The organism is Deferrivibrio essentukiensis (genome assembly GCF_020480685.1).
Classification (GTDB): domain Bacteria; phylum Chrysiogenota; class Deferribacteres; order Deferribacterales; family Deferrivibrionaceae; genus Deferrivibrio; species Deferrivibrio essentukiensis.
In genome coordinates, this window is record NZ_JAJAFU010000057.1 from 1 (window position 1) to 736 (window position 736).

A 736-nucleotide genomic window follows, 5' to 3' on the forward strand; every position below is an offset into this window, starting at 1 on the left:
GAAAAAAAATGAGCCGGAGAATAACTTAATTGTGGCATTAAATGTGTTAGTAGAAAATATACTAAATGCAAATAATGAAATCAATTCATTGAAAGACTTAGGGACTTTGGCGGAAAATATCAGACAAGATTCTGAACTGATAGAAGAAATCAGTATACTCACCGGGCTCGATAAATCGACTATTGAAAAGCTATTAAAATCACTTGCCGATAACAAAAAGGGGGATGTTGACATAGGCGATTTTCTGAAAAAAGATGCTAATTTTGAAGATATATTGAGTGAAAAAAAAGAAATTCTGAAAAGCAACATAAATGTTGAAAATGTTAAGATAGACAGTCTTGATAACAAGTTGGACAAATTGTTAAGTAAGATATTATTGAAAAATGACAAAGTTGCTGATGATGTTAAAAATTTGATGGCAAATTTTGACAGTGAATTAGAAGGTAACGGCATTACAAGATTAAAAAACTTTCAAATGTCTGATGATATAAAGAGTTTATTTTCAAAAGAAAGTGATATTTCAAATATAGCACTTAGTAGCAACAAGATAGAAGCACCCTCTCATCAACCAATTATGAATTTAAATTCTCCCACTAAGGTTAATGACTTAATTGAAATCATAGAATTTATAAAAAATGGTGAGTCTAAAAAGATGACCGTTAAATTAGAACCGGATTTTTTGGGTAAGATGAATATTCATCTTACTGAAAATGCAGGTAAGATTACAGCGAAAATT

The 736-nt window shown here is 29.8% G+C and carries 1 protein-coding gene; it reads left to right on the forward strand.

Annotated features, from left to right (window positions below):
- A partial coding sequence (locus LF845_RS11745) for a hypothetical protein (protein ID WP_242821200.1) occupies positions 1-736 on the forward strand: 736 nt, incomplete at both ends.